This is a genomic window from Pseudomonas sp. MD195_PC81_125 (assembly GCF_014060985.1).
Lineage (GTDB): Bacteria > Pseudomonadota > Gammaproteobacteria > Pseudomonadales > Pseudomonadaceae > Aquipseudomonas > Aquipseudomonas parakoreensis.
In genome coordinates, this window is sequence record NZ_JABULD010000390.1 from 1 (window position 1) to 1,079 (window position 1,079).

Below are 1,079 nucleotides of genomic sequence, written 5' to 3' on the forward strand. Positions count from 1 at the left end.
TACAGCTGGGCAATGAAGATCGCTGCGATCGACTGGTACAGGGTCGAACCGTCGAGGTTGAACGAGTAACCGGTCGGCACCACGAAGGAGCAGATGGCTTTTGGTGCGCCATAGGCTTCCATCTTCTCGATGACGCGTGGCAGCACGGTTTCCGAGGAGGCGGTGGAGTAAGCCAGGACCAGCTCATCCTTGAAGATGCGCATCAGCTTGATCACCGAGAAGCCGAACAGCTTGGCGATCAGGCCCAGCACCACGAAAGCAAAGAAAGCGATGGCGACGTAAACCAGGATCACCAGCTTGGCCAGCGGCAGCAGCGAGGCGAAACCGAAGTTGGCCACGGTCACCGCGATCAGGGCGAATACGCCGATCGGGGCGTAGTTCATGATCATGTGGGTGACTTTGAACATGCTTTCCGAGACGCCCTGGAACATCTTCACCAGCGGCTCGCGCAGGTCCGACTGCAGGCTCGACAGACCGAGACCGAACAGTACGGAGAAGAAAATGATCGGCAGCATTTCGCCGCGGGCCATGGCCGCGAAGATGTTCGACGGGATCAGGTTGAGGATGGTCTCGATGAACGCGTGTTCATGTTGTACTTCGGCGGCGGTCGCCTGGTACTTGGAGATGTCCACGGTGCCCAGGGTGCTCATGTCGATGCCGGCACCCGGGTGGAACAGGTTGGCCAGCAGCAGGCCGACGATGATCGCGATGGTGGTGACGACTTCGAAGTAGATGATGGTCTTCAGGCCGATACGCCCGAGTTTCTTGGCGTCGCCCACGCCGGCGATGCCGACGATCAGGGAGGAGATGACGATCGGAATCACGATCATCTTGATCAGACGGATAAAGATATCGCCTGCCGGTTGCAGGACGTTGCTGATCCACCAGGCTTTTTCGGCACTGAAGTGGTTGAGCAACGCACCAATTGCAATCCCTAAAACCAGACCGATGAGGATCTGCCAGGCGAGGCTGAGTTTTGCCTTCTTCATTATCTTTACCCTTACTTGCGTTTGACTCAGGCACATGCAGCAACTGGAACGCTCTTTTAGCGGAAAAGTCTGTGCATCTGCCTCCGTATA

1 protein-coding gene is annotated in these 1,079 nt (G+C 57.0%); it reads right to left on the reverse strand.

Features of this window, described 5'->3' with window-relative positions; translation table 11 throughout:
• Positions 1–989 (reverse strand): cation:dicarboxylate symporter family transporter (locus HT737_RS15975; protein ID WP_182403235.1); only part of this gene is annotated, 989 nt, incomplete at its 3' end.
• Positions 990–1,079 lie beyond the last annotated feature (90 nt).